This is a genomic window from Pararhodobacter sp. SW119 (assembly GCF_017811755.1).
GTDB lineage: Bacteria > Pseudomonadota > Alphaproteobacteria > Rhodobacterales > Rhodobacteraceae > Pararhodobacter.
In genome coordinates this window covers 26,336-42,625 of record NZ_JADDJF010000022.1, presented here as the reverse complement: position 1 = coordinate 42,625, position 16,290 = coordinate 26,336, and the positions used below count along the sequence as shown (strand labels likewise).

At 67.0% G+C, this 16,290-nt stretch carries 12 protein-coding genes; 8 read left to right on the top strand and 4 right to left on the bottom strand.

Annotation, left to right across the window (positions count from 1 at the left end):
* Positions 1-7 precede the first annotated feature (7 nt).
* From rsmH to mraY, 6 genes are read left to right on the top strand one after another with little or no spacing between them, the layout of a single operon-like run.
* Complete coding sequence (gene rsmH / locus IM708_RS13200) at positions 8-1,000, top strand: 16S rRNA (cytosine(1402)-N(4))-methyltransferase RsmH (protein WP_245243177.1); 993 nt, start codon at positions 8-10, stop codon at positions 998-1,000.
* Complete coding sequence (locus tag IM708_RS13195) at positions 1,000-1,332, top strand: cell division protein FtsL (RefSeq protein WP_209427039.1); 333 nt, start codon at positions 1,000-1,002, stop codon at positions 1,330-1,332. Before rsmH ends, IM708_RS13195 begins: the two co-directional genes overlap by 1 nt.
* Complete coding sequence (locus tag IM708_RS13190) at positions 1,329-3,104, top strand: penicillin-binding protein 2 (protein WP_209427038.1); 1,776 nt, start codon at positions 1,329-1,331, stop codon at positions 3,102-3,104. Before IM708_RS13195 ends, IM708_RS13190 begins: the two co-directional genes overlap by 4 nt.
* Before the next feature lie 28 nt (positions 3,105-3,132).
* Entirely contained in the window at positions 3,133-4,611 is a 1,479-nt protein-coding gene (locus IM708_RS13185) for a UDP-N-acetylmuramoyl-L-alanyl-D-glutamate--2,6-diaminopimelate ligase (RefSeq protein WP_209427037.1), read from the top strand.
* Positions 4,608-6,020 carry a UDP-N-acetylmuramoyl-tripeptide--D-alanyl-D-alanine ligase gene (murF, locus tag IM708_RS13180; RefSeq protein WP_209427036.1) on the top strand — a complete coding sequence of 471 codons (1,413 nt, stop codon included), beginning with the start codon at positions 4,608-4,610 and terminating at the stop codon, positions 6,018-6,020. The genes IM708_RS13185 and murF overlap by 4 nt, the downstream gene beginning before the upstream one ends.
* Positions 6,021-7,106, top strand: coding sequence for a phospho-N-acetylmuramoyl-pentapeptide-transferase (gene mraY, locus IM708_RS13175; protein WP_209427035.1), 1,086 nt, complete (start codon positions 6,021-6,023; stop codon positions 7,104-7,106).
* 51 nt (positions 7,107-7,157) lie between these two features.
* On the opposite strand, the gene IM708_RS13170 is transcribed toward mraY, so the two are convergent.
* The 4 genes from IM708_RS13170 to IM708_RS13155 all read right to left on the bottom strand — a co-directional run bounded on the left by IM708_RS13170 (position 7,158) and on the right by IM708_RS13155 (position 11,097).
* On the bottom strand, positions 7,158-7,415 hold the full coding sequence (locus tag IM708_RS13170; RefSeq protein ID WP_209427034.1) for a DUF6455 family protein: 258 nt from the start codon (positions 7,413-7,415) through the stop codon (positions 7,158-7,160).
* Between the two features lie 83 nt (positions 7,416-7,498).
* Positions 7,499-8,983, bottom strand: coding sequence for a ribosome biogenesis GTPase Der (gene der, locus IM708_RS13165; protein ID WP_209427033.1), 1,485 nt, complete (start codon positions 8,981-8,983; stop codon positions 7,499-7,501).
* A 76-nt stretch (positions 8,984-9,059) separates the two neighbouring features.
* Positions 9,060-10,364 (bottom strand): PQQ-binding-like beta-propeller repeat protein, encoded by a 1,305-nt coding sequence (locus tag IM708_RS13160; protein WP_348524972.1) that lies wholly within the window; start codon positions 10,362-10,364, stop codon positions 9,060-9,062.
* A 55-nt stretch (positions 10,365-10,419) separates the two neighbouring features.
* Positions 10,420-11,097 carry a tetratricopeptide repeat protein gene (locus IM708_RS13155; protein ID WP_209427032.1) on the bottom strand — a complete coding sequence of 226 codons (678 nt, stop codon included), beginning with the start codon at positions 11,095-11,097 and terminating at the stop codon, positions 10,420-10,422.
* Between the two features lie 427 nt (positions 11,098-11,524).
* Here IM708_RS13155 and IM708_RS13150 point away from each other — a divergent pair, with 427 nt between their 5' ends.
* Both IM708_RS13150 and IM708_RS13145 read left to right on the top strand, forming a co-directional pair.
* Positions 11,525-12,562 carry an efflux RND transporter periplasmic adaptor subunit gene (locus IM708_RS13150; protein ID WP_348524971.1) on the top strand — a complete coding sequence of 346 codons (1,038 nt, stop codon included), beginning with the start codon at positions 11,525-11,527 and terminating at the stop codon, positions 12,560-12,562.
* A 4-nt stretch (positions 12,563-12,566) separates the two neighbouring features.
* Positions 12,567-16,280 (top strand): efflux RND transporter permease subunit, encoded by a 3,714-nt coding sequence (locus IM708_RS13145; RefSeq protein ID WP_209427030.1) that lies wholly within the window; start codon positions 12,567-12,569, stop codon positions 16,278-16,280.
* Positions 16,281-16,290: the final 10 nt, after the last annotated feature.

The window sequence follows — 16,290 nt, the reverse complement described above, 5'->3', positions numbered from 1 at the left end:
AAGGATGATGCCGACGCGCCGAGGCGACGCCCCGCATGTTCCGGTCCTGATCGGCCCGCTGATCGAGGCGGCGGTGCCGATCGGCGGGCTTTGGCTGGACGGCACGCTGGGGGCTGGCGGTTACGCCCGCGCCTTGCTGGCGGCGGGCGCCGAGCGCGTCATCGGGGTCGACCGCGACCCGCTGGCGCTGGATTTGGCGCGGGACTGGGGCGCGGAGTTCGGAGGACGCCTGCAGCTGGTGCGGGGCAATTTTTCCGAACTCGACATCCATGCCGCCGCGCCGCTGGACGGCGTGGTGCTGGATCTGGGCGTTTCCTCCATGCAGCTGGATCAGGCGGAACGCGGCTTTTCCTTCACGCGCGAAGGTCCGCTGGACATGCGGATGAGCCAGGAGGGCCCCAGCGCGGCCGATCTGGTGAATACCGCATCTGAAGCGACGCTAGCCGACATCCTGTTCCATTTCGGCGAGGAACGGGCATCGCGGCGGATCGCGCGCGCGATCGTCGCCGCGCGGGCTGAAGTGCCGATATCCTCGACCCTGCAACTTGCCGAGATTGTCGCGCGCTGCCTGCCGCGGCCGAAGCCCGGGCAGATCCATCCCGCGACGCGAAGCTTTCAGGCGATCCGAATCGCGGTCAACGCCGAGTTCAACGAACTGGTCGCCGGGCTTGAAGCGGCGGAACGGGCGCTGAAACCCGGCGGCGTGCTGGCCGTGGTGACCTTTCATTCGCTGGAGGATCGCGTCGTCAAGCGATTCCTGCAAATGCGCGCGGGGCAGGGCGGCGGCGGTAGCCGCCATGCGCCCGAGATCACCCCCGATCCCGCGCGGTTCACGCTTCTGACCCGCCGGGCCGTCGCCCCCGACGCGGAAGAGATTGCCGCCAACCCCCGCGCCCGCTCGGCCAAGCTGCGCATCGCCCGGCGGACCGAGGTCCCCGCCGGACCCGTCGACCGCACCGCGCTTGGCCTGCCGCAACCCGTGCTTGAGGAAGACCGCTGATGCGAGGACTGCTCTACCTGCTTTCTGCCTTGAGCGTGATCGGCCTCGCCGTCTGGGCCTACAATGAAAATCACAAGACCCAGCAGGCGATGGCGGAACTGCGCGAGCTGCACCGCGAGATCCAGAGCCTGCGCGAGGCGATCGGCGTGCAACGGGCCGAATGGGCGTATCTGAGCCGGCCCGAGCGCCTGCAGGAACTGACGAAGATGAACTTCATGCGCATGCGGCTTCTGCCGTTGTCGGGCGCACAATACGGACGGATCGAGGAAGTCGCCTATCCGATGCCGGCCGCGCTGGATGATCCGACCGAGGATGAGGAGCCGCCGCTGTGACCCGTGTTCCCCTGCGACCCCTGGCCCGCGTTCTGGATGCCCGCGCGCAAGGGCGCAATCCGCTTTACATCGAGCGCGAGAACCTGCGCCTGCGCCATGAGCAGATGCGCGATGTCGCCCGGCGGCGGGCGGAATGGCGGCTGCTTTTCCTCGCCGCGCTCTTCTTCATGGGCTATGCGCTGATCGCCGCGCGGATGGGCCTCTTGGCCATGACCCCGCCCGAGGAGCCGGCGCGCTACCAGCCCGAGCAGATCGCGGCCCACCGATCCGACATCGTCGATCGCAATGGCCGGCTGATGGCGACGAACCTTGTCACCAACGCCCTTTATGCCGAGATGCGCCATATGGTCGACGGCGAACGCGCTGCCCGGCAACTGGCGCAGATCTTTCCCGACCTGAACGCCGAGCAGTTGACGACACGTCTGACCGACCCCAATCGCCGCTTCGTCTGGCTGCGTGCACGCCTTTCGCCGGAACAGCAGCAAGCGGTGCACGACATCGGCGAACCGGGGCTGCTTTTCGGACGCCGCGAGATGCGGCTTTACCCGAACGGGCGGCTTGCCGCGCATGTTCTGGGGGGCGCCAGCTATGGCCAGCAGGGCGTGACCGCCGCCGAGATCATCGGCGTCGCCGGAATCGAGCACCGGATGGAAGAGCGGTTGCGCGACCCGAGCCGCGCCGATGCGCCGCTGCAGTTGTCGCTCGATATATCGGTGCAAGCGGTCGCCGCAGAAGTGCTGGAAGGCGGCATTCGGATGCTGAATGCGCGCGCCGGGTCGGCCCTGATCATGGACGCGTCCTCGGGCGAGATCGTCACCATGGTCTCGCTTCCCGATTTCGATCCCAACAACCGACCGCCGCCGCCGACCGAGGGCAATCCGACCGACAGCCCGATCTTCAACCACGCGCTGCAGGGGGTGTACGAACTCGGCTCGGTGATGAAGGCGTTCCCGGTCGCGCAGGCGCTGGAGCTGGGCCTTGTGCGGACGGACACGATGGTGGACACCCGCGGGCCGATGCGGGTATCGCGCTTCACCATAAACGATTTCCGCTCGCTGGGGCCGCAAGCCTCGGTCGCCGACGTATTCGTGCGCTCGTCGAACATCGGGACCGCGCGGCTGGCGCAGATGATCGGCCCCGAGCGCCAGCGCGAATTCCTCGACCGGTTCGGCTTTCTCGATATCGCGCAGATCGAACTTGCCGAAAGCGCGCGCGCGCGGCCCATGTTCCCGGAACGCTGGCGGGAACTGTCTTCGATGACGATCGCTTATGGGCACGGGCTGTCCACCTCACCGGTGCATGTCGCCGCTGCCTATGCCGCGCTGGTGAACGGTGGCCGCAAGGTGACGCCAACATTGCTGCGCCGGCCCGACGCGGTGCCCGGAGAACGGCTGCTTTCGGAGCGGACCTCGGCGATCATGCGGCAACTGATGCGCGAGACAGTAACCCGGGGGACGGCCTCGATGGCCGAGGTCGAGGGATACGCGGTCGGTGGCAAGACCGGGACGGCGGACAAGCCCAATCCCCAGGGCGGCTATCACCGGGATCGCGTGATCGCCACCTTCGCGGGGGCCTTCCCGATCCACGAGCCGCGCTATGTCATCATCGTCACACTTGATGAACCGTCCGAGGCATCGGGGGCCGAGGTGCGCCGAACGGCGGGTTGGACGGTCGTGCCGGTCACCGCCGAGATCGTGCGCCGGACCGCGCCGCTACTGGGACTGCGTCCGCAGAGCACGGCAGAGATTGAACGGGCCCTCGCCTTGCGCTAGGGACCTGCCGTGACGGCGGGGGGTGCCGATGACCACGCAGAAAACACTGGACGGATTGGGGCTGCGGGTGCGGCAGGGCGACCCACGAACGCAGATCACGTCGATCACGCTCGACAGTCGCGAGGTGAAACCCGGCGCGCTGTTCGCAGCACTGCCCGGCACGCGCGTCCACGGGGCGGAATTCATAAGGTTCGCGCTGCGCATGCAGGTCGCGGCGATTCTGACCGACCGCGCCGGCGCCGCGCTGGCCGCTGAGGAAATTGCCGCCCATCCCGGTGTCGCGCTGGTCGTGGCCGAGGACGCCCGGGAGGCGCTGGCGCGGGCCGCGACGCTGTTCTTTGCTGCGCAGCCCGACTGCACGGTCGCGGTTACCGGCACGAACGGCAAGACCTCGGTCGTCAGTTTCACGCGCCAGATCTGGACCTCGCTGGGACAGAGCGCGATCAGTGTCGGGACGACCGGGATCGAGGGGGCATGGGAAGCGCCGCTTGCCCATACCACGCCCGATGCGGTCACCCTGCATCGGTTGCTGGCCGAGGCGGCCGCGGCCGGCGTGACCCATGCGGCGATGGAGGCCAGTTCGCACGGGCTGGAACAGCGCCGGCTGGACGGTGTCCGCCTTTCCGCCGCCGGCTTCACCAACCTGAGCCAGGACCATCTGGATTATCACGCCGACATGGAGGCCTATTTCCAGGCCAAGGCGGCGCTGTTCACGCGGCTGCTGCCGCAGGATGCGCCCGCGGTCGTCAATGTCGACTGTCCTTGGGGGCTGCGGCTGGCCGGCCTGATCGACGGGCCGTTGATCCGCGTGGGCGCGGCACGCGATGCCGAGTTGCGCATCCTCGCGCAGAGGTACGAGCCCGAAGGCCAGCATCTGCGGTTTTCGTGGAAGGGCGCCACGCATCAGGTACACCTGCCGCTTGTCGGCGGGTTCCAGGCGGCCAATGCGCTGGTCGCACTCGGTCTGGTGCTTGCCACCGGAAGCCAGGACGACGCGGCCGTTGCCGCGCTGGCCCGGCTGAAAGGTGTGCGGGGGCGGATGCAGCTTGCCGCGAGGCGTCTCAACGGCGCGCCGGTCTTCGTGGACTACGCGCATACGCCGGCCGCGCTGGAAACCGCGCTGAAGGCGTTGCGCCCGCATGTGATGGGGCGGCTGATCGTCACCTTCGGGGCCGGGGGCGACCGCGACCGCGGAAAGCGGCCGCTGATGGGACGCGCTGCCGCCGAGAATGCCGATATCGTCTATGTCACCGACGACAACCCGCGTTCGGAAGATCCCGCCGTCATCCGGCGCGCGATCCTGGCGGCCTGCCCAGAAGGAAAAGAGGTCCCGGACCGGGCCGAGGCGATCCTGCGCGCGGTCGATGCGCTGCTACCGGGCGATGCGCTGCTGATCGCGGGCAAGGGCCATGAACGTGGGCAGATCGTCGGCGATACGGTCTATCCGTTCGACGATCTGGAACAGGCCAGCACCGCCGTCGAGGTGCTGGACCGGAGGGTGAAATGAGCATGCTCTGGACTTCAGACGAGGTCGTTGCCGCGACCGGCGGCACGGCGTCCGCCGAATTCGGCGCGTCGGGGATTTCGATCGATACGCGCACGCTGCAACCGGGTGACCTGTTCGTCGCGCTCTCGGCGGCACGTGACGGGCACGACTATGTCGCAGACGCATTCGGCCGCGGTGCCGCGGGCGCGCTGGTCAGCCGCATTCCGGATGGAGTCACTGGTCCCTGTGTCGTTGTCCCCGACGTGCTGTCTGGCCTGACCGCGCTGGGCGTGGCGGGGCGCGCGCGCGCGACGGCGCGCGTGATCGGGGTCACCGGGTCGGCGGGTAAGACCTCGACCAAGGAAATGCTGCGCGTGATGCTGGCCGATTTCGGCGCGGTGCACGCCGCCGAGGCAAGTTTCAACAATCAATGGGGCGTGCCGGTGACTCTGGCGCGGCTGCCGGCAACTGCCGATTTCGCCGTCATCGAGATCGGCATGAATCATCCTGGCGAGATCGCCCCACTCGCGCGTCTGGCGCGTCCGCATGTGGCGGTCATTACGACTATCGTACCGGCCCATCTGGAGGCGTTCGGCACGATCGAAGGTATCGCGCACGAGAAAGCCGCGATCTACGAGGGGCTGGAGCCGGAAGGAACCGCGGTTTTCAATGCGGATGTCGCGACCGCACCGATCCTGGCCGAAGCCGCAGGTCCGCTCGGGGTGGGCTTTGGCGAAAATGGAAAAGACGTTCGCCTTGCACGGCTGAGGTCCACCCCGGCGGCGCTGGTGATCGAGGCGGAGGTGGATGGCCTTCCCGTGTTGGTGCGGCTGGCCGATGCCGGTGCGCATTTCGCGGTCGGTGCGTTGGCCTGCCTGGCCGTCGCGCGCGCCCTCGGCCTCGACATCGCGCTGGCTGCGCAGGCGCTTGGCCGCTGGTCGCCGCCAAAGGGCCGCGGACGGACCGAGACGATCCGGCTGGACGCGACCGAGGATGCGGCGCTGACGCTCATTGACGATGCGTTCAACGCCAATCCGGCCTCGATGGCGGCGGCGCTTGATCGCCTGGCGACCTTGACCCCCGGCCCCGGTGGGCGGCGCATAGCGATCCTGGGCGACATGCTGGAACTGGGGCTGGAGGAGCGGGACATGCATCGCGCCCTTGCCGATCATCCGGCGATGGAGGGGATCGCGCAGGTGCATTGCGTGGGTCCCCGCATGACAGCCTTGTGGGATGCGTTGCCCGACCACCGTCGCGGCAAGGCGGTCGCCGGTTCGGAAGATCTGATCGTCAGGATTCACGCGTTGATCCGGCCCGGCGATGTGGTGCTTGTCAAGGGTTCGAAGGCGAGCCTCGTTTCGCGTCTTGTGGACGTTCTGCGCAACCTTGGCCACCATACGCCCGGCGAGGGCACGAAAGGAGCTGCCTGAATGCTCTATTGGCTCACCCTCCTGGCGGACAGCTTCATCGGCTTCAATCTTTTCCGCTACATCACCTTTCGTGCCGGGGGCGCGTTCTTCACCGCGCTGGTGTTCGGGTTTGTCTTCGGTCGGCCGCTGATCGAACTGTTGCGGCGGCGGCAGCGTCGCGGCCAACCCATCCGATCCGACGGCCCGGAGAGCCATCTTCTGACAAAGCAGGGCACACCCACGATGGGGGGGCTGCTGATCCTTTCGGCACTGGTTGTATCCACGCTCCTCTGGGCGCGGCTGGACAATGCCTATGTCTGGCTGGTCCTGCTGGTGACCGTCGGCTTCGGGTTGATCGGATTCGCCGACGACTATGCCAAGGTGTCCAAGGGCAACCACAAGGGCGTGTCGGGGCGGGTGCGGATGGCGCTGGGGCTGGTCATCGCCGCGCTGGCGGCGATCGCTGCGATGTTCATCCATCCGCCGACACTTTCGGGGCAACTGGCGCTGCCGCTCTTCAAGGATGTGCTGCTCAATCTTGGCTGGTTCTTCGTGCCATTCGCGATGTTCGTGATCGTGGGCGCGGCGAATTCGGTGAACCTGACCGACGGGCTGGACGGGCTGGCGATCATGCCGGTGATGATTGCCGCGAGTACGCTGGGAGTGATCGCCTATGCCGTGGGGCGTGTCGATTTCACCAGCTACCTTGATGTCCACTACGTCCCCGGAACGGGCGAATTGTTGATCTTCACCGCCGCATTGGCGGGCGGGGGTTTGGGCTTTCTCTGGTACAATGCCCCGCCGGCCGCGGTTTTCATGGGCGATACGGGCAGTCTGGCCCTGGGCGGCGCGCTGGGTGCGATAGCGGTGGCGACCAAGCACGAGATCGTGCTGGGCATCGTCGGCGGCCTCTTCGTGATCGAGGCGCTGAGCGTGATCATCCAGGTGTTCTATTTCAAGAGCACCGGCAAACGGGTTTTCCTGATGGCGCCGATCCACCACCATTTCGAAAAGAAAGGCTGGGCCGAACCGCAGATTGTCATCCGGTTCTGGATCATCAGCCTGATCCTGGCGCTGATCGGCTTGGCGACCCTGAAGATACGCTGAATCCGGACGGTGCGACCGAAGCGGCTGGGCGACGGAAGCGCGAAAAGCGCGTCAGCCTGCGCGCAAACGCTTAAGCAGCGAGCCGTTGCGGCAGTAGGAGGGCGCGACGCTGCTGCCTCCGGCGTGTTCGGCAAGCCAGCCGGGGCAATCGGCGGCACCTGCGCAGGCCGTGCAACTCAGCACCGCGCCGCGCAGCGCTTCCGGCGGCAACTGGCCGCGGAACACCGCCTCGCCGAGATCGACGCCGACGGTATCGGCCATGGTCTGGAACAGGTTGGTATGGTGATCGATTCGAGCAAGAAATCCCATCGAGGCCTCCAGCGATTGTCGATTGTTGTTGCAATTGCAACCAATATCATCGCCAGCGCCGGTGCTCCTTGATCTGGATCAAGTCATTTCGATCCGCCGCGGGCGGGTCGGATGTGCTTTTTCAGCCGTGAGGGCTGTGCTGCCTTGCGGTTTCGGTAGGGATTGGCCGCCGCCTGGCTGCGCAGGAACAGGCGGATCGGGGTGCCGGGCATCCCGAAGCTTTCGCGCAAGCCGTTGACCAGGTAGCGTTCATAGGCTTTCGGCAGTTCCTGTGGGTTCGAGCACATGATCACGAAACCCGGTGGCCGGGTCCGGGCCTGGGTGATGTAGCGCAGACGGATGCGCCGGCCGCCCGGGGCAGGGGGGGGGTGCGCCTCGGTCATTGCGGCAAGCCACTGGTTGAGCCGGGCGGTGCCGATGCGCCGGTTCCAGATCGCATGCGCCTGGACGATGGCGTCGTGCAGGCGGTCGAGGCCGCGACCGGTCTTGGCCGAGACTGTGATCAGCGGCGCACCCTTGAGCTGGGGCAGCGCTCGCTCGAATTGCTGGAGCAGCGCCTTGAGCTTCTCCTGCTTGTCGCTCTCCAGGTCCCATTTGTTGACCGCGATCACGACGGCCCGCCCTTCGCTTTCTGCCAGATCGGCGATGCGGAGATCCTGGGTCTCGAACGGGATCGCGGCGTCAAGCAGGACAACCACCACCTCTGCGAACTTCACCGCGCGAAGCCCATCGGCGACCGAAAGCTTTTCAAGCTTCTCTTGCACGCGGGACTTGCGCCGCATCCCGGCGGTATCGAACAGCCGCATTGGTGTGCCGGCCCATGAAAAGGGCAGGCTGATCGAATCGCGGGTGATGCCGGCCTCGGGCCCGGTCAGCAGCCGGTCTTCGCCGATGATGGTGTTGATCAGCGTGGACTTGCCCGCGTTCGGGCGACCGATCACCGCGACCTGCAGCGGGCGTTTGGCCGTGGGGGCCCAGTCGGGGGCGTCTTCGCCGCCGGTGTTGTCGATCTCGCTGCCTTCGGGGACGGTGACATCGGTCACTGGGGCTTCGGCTTCGGTGCGTTCGATGAAGGTTTTGGCCAGCGGGCGCAGCGCGTGATAGAGGTCGTCCATCCCCTCGCCATGTTCGGCGGACAGCGGGATCGGCTCGCCCAGGCCCAGCGACCAGGCATCGAGGACCCCGGCCTCGCCTGCGCGCCCCTCGGCCTTGTTGGCCGCGAGGATCACGTGGTGCGCGCGCTTGCGCAGGATCTCGGCGAAGATCTCGTCAGCAGGCGTCACGCCGGTTCGGGCGTCGATGAGAAAAAGGCAGATATCCACCATCTCGACCGCGCGCTCGGTCAGGCGGCGCATCCGGCCCTGCAGGCTGTCGTCGGTGACGTTTTCCAGGCCGGCGGTATCGATCACGGTGAACCGGAGGTCTGCGAGTCTTGCCGTGCCTTCGCGCAGGTCGCGGGTAACGCCGGGTGTATCGTCGACCAGCGCCAGGCGCTTGCCCACCAGTCGGTTGAACAGCGTGGACTTGCCCACGTTGGGCCGGCCGACAAGGGCCAGGGAAAAACTCATCGCGCCCTCCGAGGGGTCGGGGTGGAACAGACCGAGGCAGATAAGCCCGTTGGCGGTCGGTGTGAAGGGTCGCGGGTCAGCGGAATGCGTGCAAGACGCCGTTGCGGCCCAGCACATAGAGGGTACGGTCGGCGACGATGGGGGCTGCGGCCGCGCCTCCGGGAATCTCCAACCGCGTCACCTCGCCGCCCGATACCGGATCGAAGCCGCGCAGCATGCCGTCACCGGACGCGATCCAGAACCGCCCGCCGGCCAGGACAGGGCCGTGCTGGGGATATATCTCGGCGCGGCGGCGCGGCCGCTCGGTCGTGTAGAGCGGCAACTCGACCGCCCAGATCGCACTGCCGTCTGAGGCATCGAGGCGCATCAGGCGGTTTTCGTCGGAGACCAGGAAGACGGAGTTGCCGATCGGCCAGACCGGGCCGTAGGCGGCTTCGCGCGCGCTCCAGTCGCGGGTGCCGGTGCGGGCGTCCAGCGCCATCACACGGCCGGACTGGTTGGCCGCAAAGACCCGTCCGCCGGCGACGACCGGGTCGCCGCTGATCGCGGAAATCTCGGCATAGGCGGCGCCGGCGCGGCGGCCGACGACGGCGGTATCCCAGACGATGGCGCCGGTGGCGCGCCGGACGCCCAGCAACTCGCCCGCGCCGGTCGGCATGATTGCCAAGTCGCCGCTGATCGCCGGGGCGGGGCCGCGCGCCAACAGCGAGGCGCTGCGCGCGCCGGCGATGGACCAGTCCACCCGTCCGTTTGCCGTGTCGATCGCCCAGAGCGTGCTGTCGCTTATGCTGACGAAGACGCGGTCGCCAGCGACGGCGGGTGCGCCGGTGACCGGCGCGTCGAATTGCTGGCGCCACATCTCGGCGCCCGTCGTCGCGTCGAGGACGGCAAGAAACCCGTAGGCCGAGGTGACGTAGAGCCGGTCGCCCGCCACGGCCAGCCCGCCGCCGGATGCGCTGGTCGGGCGCTGACCGGCCGGGGTAAGGTCACGCGCCCAGAGAACCGCACCATTGGACGCGGTCGCCTGCACGCGTGCGGCGGCGTCCAGCGTGAAGATACGCCCGCCGGCCGCGACCGGGTCGGTCTGAAGCCGCGTACGTCGCGCGTCGCCCTGACCGATCGGCGCCGACCAGGCAAGCTGCGGGCTGGGCGAAAGTGCCGGATGTTGCGGGCGGCTGCCGTTCTCGCCCTGGCGGTGGGTCCAGGCGGCATTCGCGACCTGTGCCGGCAGGCTGATCGGGCGCGCCTCGTTCACCACAGCGCTGCCGCCGCCCCATGGGGCGCGGATATCCACCCGTTCGCCGGGCAGGATGAAGTCGCGCGAGCAACCGGCGAGTGCGCCGAGGATGCCCATGATTGCCGCCAGTCTCACCAAGGTCACGCCGGTGTCCCCTTCGCCCTGTCCTGCTTTCCGGCTTGCCGGAAATGTCCTGTGCCTAGCCCAGATCGCTTTCGACCTCGCCGCCAAGCACCACAATCAACTGTGTCACGCGCCGGCGCAAGTCCGCCGTCAGGTCGGGTTCCGACAGCAATGCCTCGAGTTGCGCGCGCGCGGAAGCGCGGTTTCCGGCCTCGAGTTCCAGAAGCGCGAGTTGTTCCAGCGCCAGCGGCCGGAAGACCTGTCCGGGTGCCGCGAGCCCGGTCAATGTCGCCTCGCGCTCGTCCCGCGGGATCTGATCGCCGCCGAGGATCGTGCGCTTCAGGGCCGCGAGTTGCCGGTAGCTTTGCGGCAAGGCGGAATCGTCGGCGACGCGCTGCAAGGCCGGCAGCGCCGCGTCGGTTTCACCGCGCTCCATGGCGTCGGCGGCAAGAAGCAGGTTCAGCACCGCGGCCCGCTCCGATGCGTTGCTGCCCGACTGCGTCGAGGCGAGCGCTTCAAGCAAGCTGCGCCGCTCTGCAGGTGCAGGGGTCTCCAGCGCGGCTACGACGGAATCGCCCAGGGCTTGGGCACGCGCCTCGGCCTGGGATTTCGACCATTCGTTCCATGCCGCGAAACCGACGATGCCGATCACCGCCACGATCACGATCCAGCCATAGCGGCGCATCAAGGCAAACAGCCGATCGCGCTTCAGCTCTTCGTTGACTTCGTCGATGAAACTGTCGGGATTGCTCACGCGGCCTCTCCGTTGCTGGCGCCTGTCTGTTTGCGCGCCATTCATTCCGCCTTTGACGCTGTATCCGCGCCGGCGTTCCTCTTAGCGCGAACGGCCGGGTCTTGCCAAGCCCGGCACAGGTGCTACGACGATGACCAAAGCCCTTGTTCACGCGGGCTTTGCGCGGAGTGGACGTTGCGGCACGATTGCGATTTTCGGCGATTCCGGGTAATCCAAGTGCTAGAAGCGCGGCGTAATGTGTTCAGGTCCTTGATTTAGGCTCCGCTTGGCACGACATGGCGCTTGTTGAATCGCGCCGACCGAGGCGGTGCCGGATCGTGGTTTCCTGCGAGAATCGACCCGGACAGCCGAGTGGAAAGTGACTCCGATGCGCCTTGCCCCCTTGATCACAGCGATCGTCGTTCTGGCCTCGCTCTATCTGATGATCATGGAGCGCCCGACGCTGCTGGCGTTGGCGGGCGTCGCGCCACCACAAAATGAGGCGAACGAGGCGGATACGGCGGCCGAGCCAGCGCAAGAGCGCGTCAGCGTTGTTGTCGCGCGCGTTGTCGAGCGGGAGCTGGACGCCGCAATCGTTCTGCGCGGGCGCACCCAGGCCGCGCGGCAGGTCGAAGTCCGGTCCGAAACCTCCGGGCTGGTGATGTCCGAGCCCCTGTCGCGCGGGTCCCGGGTGAAGGCGTCACACGTGCTGTGCGAACTCGATCCTGGAACGCGCCGGGCAACGCTGGCGGAAGCCGAAGCGCGACTGGCTGAAGCGGAGATCAACTATACCGCTGCCAGTCGCCTGCGCGACGACGGCTTTGCGGCCGAGACCCGTGTCGCTGGCGCAGAGGCTGCGCGGCGTGGCGCGGAAGCGGCAGTGGAAGCCGCGCAGCGAGAGTTGGAGCGGCTGAAGATTCGGGCTCCGTTCGACGGAATCCTGGAAGTCGACACTGCCGAGCGCGGCAGCTTGCTGTCGCCCGGTGCGCTGTGCGGCACGGTGATCCAGCTCGATCCGATGCTGCTTGTCGCGTTCGCTGCCGAGGCGCAGATCGACCAGTTGTCCGTCGGCGCTGAAGCCGGCGCGCGCTTGTCGAACGGAACCGATGTGGTTGGACGGGTGACGTTCCTTGCGCGTTCGGCGGATCCGGCAACGCGTACCTTTCGCGTCGAGGTGACCGTTCCGAACCCGGATCTGACGATCCGCGACGGCATGAGCGCGGACATCCTGATCGCCGCCAGCGCCAACCGCGGACACCTGGTGCCCGGCTCGGCGCTAACGCTGGACGATGAGGGGCGGCTGGGATTGCGGCTGGTGGACCCGGAGGATCGGACGTTATTCGCGCCGGTCCGGGTCTTGCGCGACACCGCAGACGGGTTCTGGGTGGCCGGTCTGCCCGAGGTCGCCGATGTCGTGGTCGTCGGTCACGAATACGTCACCGATGGTGTGGTGGTGAATCCGGTGCGCCGCGAAGACGGGGAATAGCGTGATGCTGCGCATCATTGACTGGGCCGCAGCGCATGCACGCATGGTCCTGGCCTTCGTGGCAATGACGCTTGTGCTGGGCGCTCTGGCCTATACGAGCCTGCCGAAAGAGGGCGAACCCGATATCGAGGTGCCCGCGCTGTTCATCTCGGTGCCCTTTCCCGGCATTTCGGCCAGCGATTCCGAAACGCTGCTGGTCCGGCCGATGGAACAGGAACTGTCGGGCATCGACGGGTTGAAGACCATGTCGGCCACGGCCGCGCAGGGATTCGCCGGCATGGTGCTGGAATTCGAGTTCGGCTGGGACAAGAACGCCACCATCGCCGACGTGCGTGACCGGATGGGCCGGGCCGAAGGCAAGTTCCCCGAGGGCTACCAGACCTATACGATCAACGAATTCAACTTCTCGGAATTTCCGGTCGTGATCTTCGCCGTCGCAGGTGACGTGCCCGAACGCACGCTGCTGCGCGCCGCCCGTGAGTTGCAACGCGTGATCGAGGGGTTGGATCCCGTCCTCTCGGCCGAGATCGCCGGCGTGCGGGACGAGATGATCGAGGTGATCATCGAACCTTTGCAACTGGAAGCCTATAACGTCACCGCGAACGAGTTGATCCAGGCGGTCACGCTGAACAACCAGTTGGTCGCGGCGGGAGAGGTCGAAACCGACAGCGGGCGTTTCTCCCTCAGCCTGCCCGGCAACTTCCGCGGTGCAGAGGAAATCTATGCGCTGCCGATCAAGTCGGATGGCGACCGGACGGTGACGCTGGGCGATCTGGCGACGATCCGTCCGACCTTCGAGGATCGGGCCGGCACCGCGCGGTTCAACGGCACGAACGCGCTGGCCATCCAGATCGTCAAGCGCAAGGGCTTCAACCTGATCGATTCCGTGCAACTCGTCCGTGACACGGTCGAGGCGCAAGTTGCCGACTGGCCCGACGAGATGCGCGAAGCGATTACCGTGACCCCGGCGCTCGACCGCTCGAACCAGGTGCGGGCGATGATCGGCCAGCTTGAAGGCTCGGTTCTGACGGCGATCGCCCTGGTGATGATCGTCGTGCTTTCCAGCCTCGGCACCCGGTCGGCGCTGCTGGTGGGATTCGCCATTCCGACGTCGTTCCTTCTCTGCTTCATCCTGCTCGGCATCATGGGCGTGACCATCTCGAACATCGTGATGTTCGGCCTGATCCTGGCCGTGGGGATGCTGGTGGACGGGGCCGTGGTGGTTACCGAATACGCCGACAAGCGGATCCAGGAGGGCGACGGTCCGATGATAGCCTATACGCGGGCCGCCAAGCGGATGTTCTGGCCGGTCGTGGCGTCGACCGCAACGACGCTTTGCGCCTTCCTGCCCATGCTCTTCTGGCCAGGCGTGGCCGGGGAGTTCATGGGAATGCTGCCGGTCACGCTGATCTTCGTTCTGGCGGCGTCGCTGGTCGTCGCGCTGGTGTTCCTGCCTGTTCTGGGCGGGGTCACCGGGCGAATTGCGCGTCGCTTCAATCAGGGTACGGAAGCGCTGCGCCGGCTGCCCTGGGTGTTGCGACTTCCGTTCCTGTTCCTGGCGCTGGCACTTGTTCTGGGCGGTGCGATGGTATTGCTCAATCCCGCATTGCTTGCGCAAGGGCTGGAGAATGCCGGTGGTGCGACGCGCTTTCTCCCGGGTGGGCTGATGATGGTCATCGGCGCGATCCTGCTGACCATATCGGCCGGCGCCCTGGCGATCAGGCAACCGCCGGCCATGGTGCGGGCCGGGCACCGGCGCACGCTTTTCGGACGCTTCGTCGCGCTTGTGGTCGCCAATCCGGTCATGCCTTTCGTCACCATCGGCGCCGTCGTCTTCGTGGTCTTCCAGATATTCACCTTCTACGGCGAGAACAATCAGGGCGTCGAATTCTTCGTCGATACCGAGCCCGAACAAGGCATCGTTTACGTGCGGGCACGCGGAAATCTCTCGCTGGTCGAGAAGGATGCCCTCGTGCGCCAGGTCGAGGCGGTGGTTCTGGAAGAGCCCGGCGTCGCGGCGAGTTTCGCCTTCGCGGGCGATGGCGGGCTCAACGCCAACACCGCGGGTGCCCAGTCCCCGCGCGACGCGATCGGGCAGGTCCAGTTCGAACTTCTGGACTGGTCGCTGCGCGAGGACCGGCCCGACTTGCGCGGCCAGGCCGTTCTGGACCGGATGCAGGCGGCGTTCGACCGCATACCGGGGATCTTCACCGAATACATGATCATGACCGGAGGTCCTGCGGGACAGAAGCCGCTGCACCTGCGCCTGACCGGCGAGGATTTCGACACGCTGGACGCGGCAGTGCAAACGGTCCTCGGGCGCATGCGTGAAATCGCGGGGATCATCGACATCGAGGATACGCGGCCGCTGCCGGGGATCGACTGGGAGATCCGTGTCGATGTGGGCCGCGCCGGCCGCTTCGGGGCCGATGTGGCCACGGTGGGCGGCATGGTCCAGCTTGTCACGCGCGGGTTGATGCTGGACACGATGCGCGTCGACACCTCGGACGAGGAGATCGACATCCGCGTGCGCCTGCCCGAGGGCGACCGGCTTCTGGCGACGCTGGACACGCTGCGGGTGCAGACACAGGCGGGAATGGTGCCGCTTTCGAATTTCGTGACACGCGAGGCGGTACCGTTGAGGGCGCAGATCGATCGGGTGAACGAGCGGCGCTATTACGACGTGAAAGCCGCGGTTGCGCCTGATCTGGTCAGCATCAACGATGCGCAGGGCGAGACGCAGCGCGTGCTACGGCGCGACCAGATCGATCCACGCGCGCATCCGGAGGGGTCGGACTTGGCGCGCGCCGCGGCGGCCTTGCGCGAGGAAGTTCGCGCGGCGGACCACCGGATCGTCCCGATCAACGCGAACGAGCGGATCGAGACCCTGACGCGCTGGCTTTCCACCGAGGCTCCGCTACCCGAGGGTGTCGGCTGGGAATGGACCGGGGAACAGCAGGACCAGCAGGAAAGCGCCGAGTTCCTGACGCTCGCCTTCAGTGCTGCCCTGGGGTTGATGTTCGTCATCCTGCTGGCCCAGTTCAACAGTTTCTACAATGCGGTGCTGGTGTTGCTGGCGGTCATCCTGTCCACGGCGGGCGTGCTGATCGGCATGCTGGTGATGAACCAACCCTTCTCGGTCATCATGACGGGGACAGGCGTGGTGGCGCTGGCGGGGATCGTGGTCAACAACAACATCGTGCTGATCGATACCTACCAGTCCTACGCGAAGATCATGCCGCGGATCGAGGCGATCATCCGCACCGCCGAGGCACGCATCCGGCCGGTTCTGCTGACCACGATCACCACGATGGCGGGGCTGACGCCCATGATGCTGGGCGTCTCGATCGACTTCGTGAACGGCGGTTACGGCGTCGACCACCCCGCGGCGATCTGGTGGAAGCAACTGGCCACCGCCGTGGTCTTCGGGCTTGGCGTGGCGACGATCCTGACGCTGGTGCTGACGCCGTCGCTTCTGGCTGCGCGCGTTTGGCTGGGCGACGGGGTGCGGGCGCTCGCACCGCGGATTGCGGCGCTGCGTCCGGGACGCGCGCGCGAGGACCGGGCCCTGGCGCAGCGCTCACATCGTGTACGCAACGCCGAGATCATTTGGGATCCGCAAGCGGTTCCCGCTTCCTTGTTGGTGTCCGGCAAGACCGAACCGGATACGGATGCGGACACCAGCGCGTCGGGCAATCCGCTACGTGCAGCCGAGTGACAACGCGACC

Bases quoted from the DNA above. Each gene is read 5' to 3' on its own strand.
- rsmH (WP_245243177.1), top strand. From the start codon at position 8: ATGCCGACGCGCCGAGGCGACGCCCCGCATGTTCCGGTCCTGATCGGC.
- IM708_RS13195 (WP_209427039.1), top strand. From the start codon at position 1,000: ATGCGAGGACTGCTCTACCTGCTTTCTGCCTTGAGCGTGATCGGCCTC.
- IM708_RS13185 (WP_209427037.1), top strand. From the start codon at position 3,133: ATGACCACGCAGAAAACACTGGACGGATTGGGGCTGCGGGTGCGGCAG.
- murF (WP_209427036.1), top strand. From the start codon at position 4,608: ATGAGCATGCTCTGGACTTCAGACGAGGTCGTTGCCGCGACCGGCGGC.
- mraY (WP_209427035.1), top strand. From the start codon at position 6,021: ATGCTCTATTGGCTCACCCTCCTGGCGGACAGCTTCATCGGCTTCAAT.
- IM708_RS13170 (WP_209427034.1), bottom strand. From the start codon at position 7,415: ATGGGATTTCTTGCTCGAATCGATCACCATACCAACCTGTTCCAGACC.
- der (WP_209427033.1), bottom strand. From the start codon at position 8,983: ATGAGTTTTTCCCTGGCCCTTGTCGGCCGGCCCAACGTGGGCAAGTCC.
- IM708_RS13150 (WP_348524971.1), top strand. From the start codon at position 11,525: ATGGAGCGCCCGACGCTGCTGGCGTTGGCGGGCGTCGCGCCACCACAA.
- IM708_RS13145 (WP_209427030.1), top strand. From the start codon at position 12,567: ATGCTGCGCATCATTGACTGGGCCGCAGCGCATGCACGCATGGTCCTG.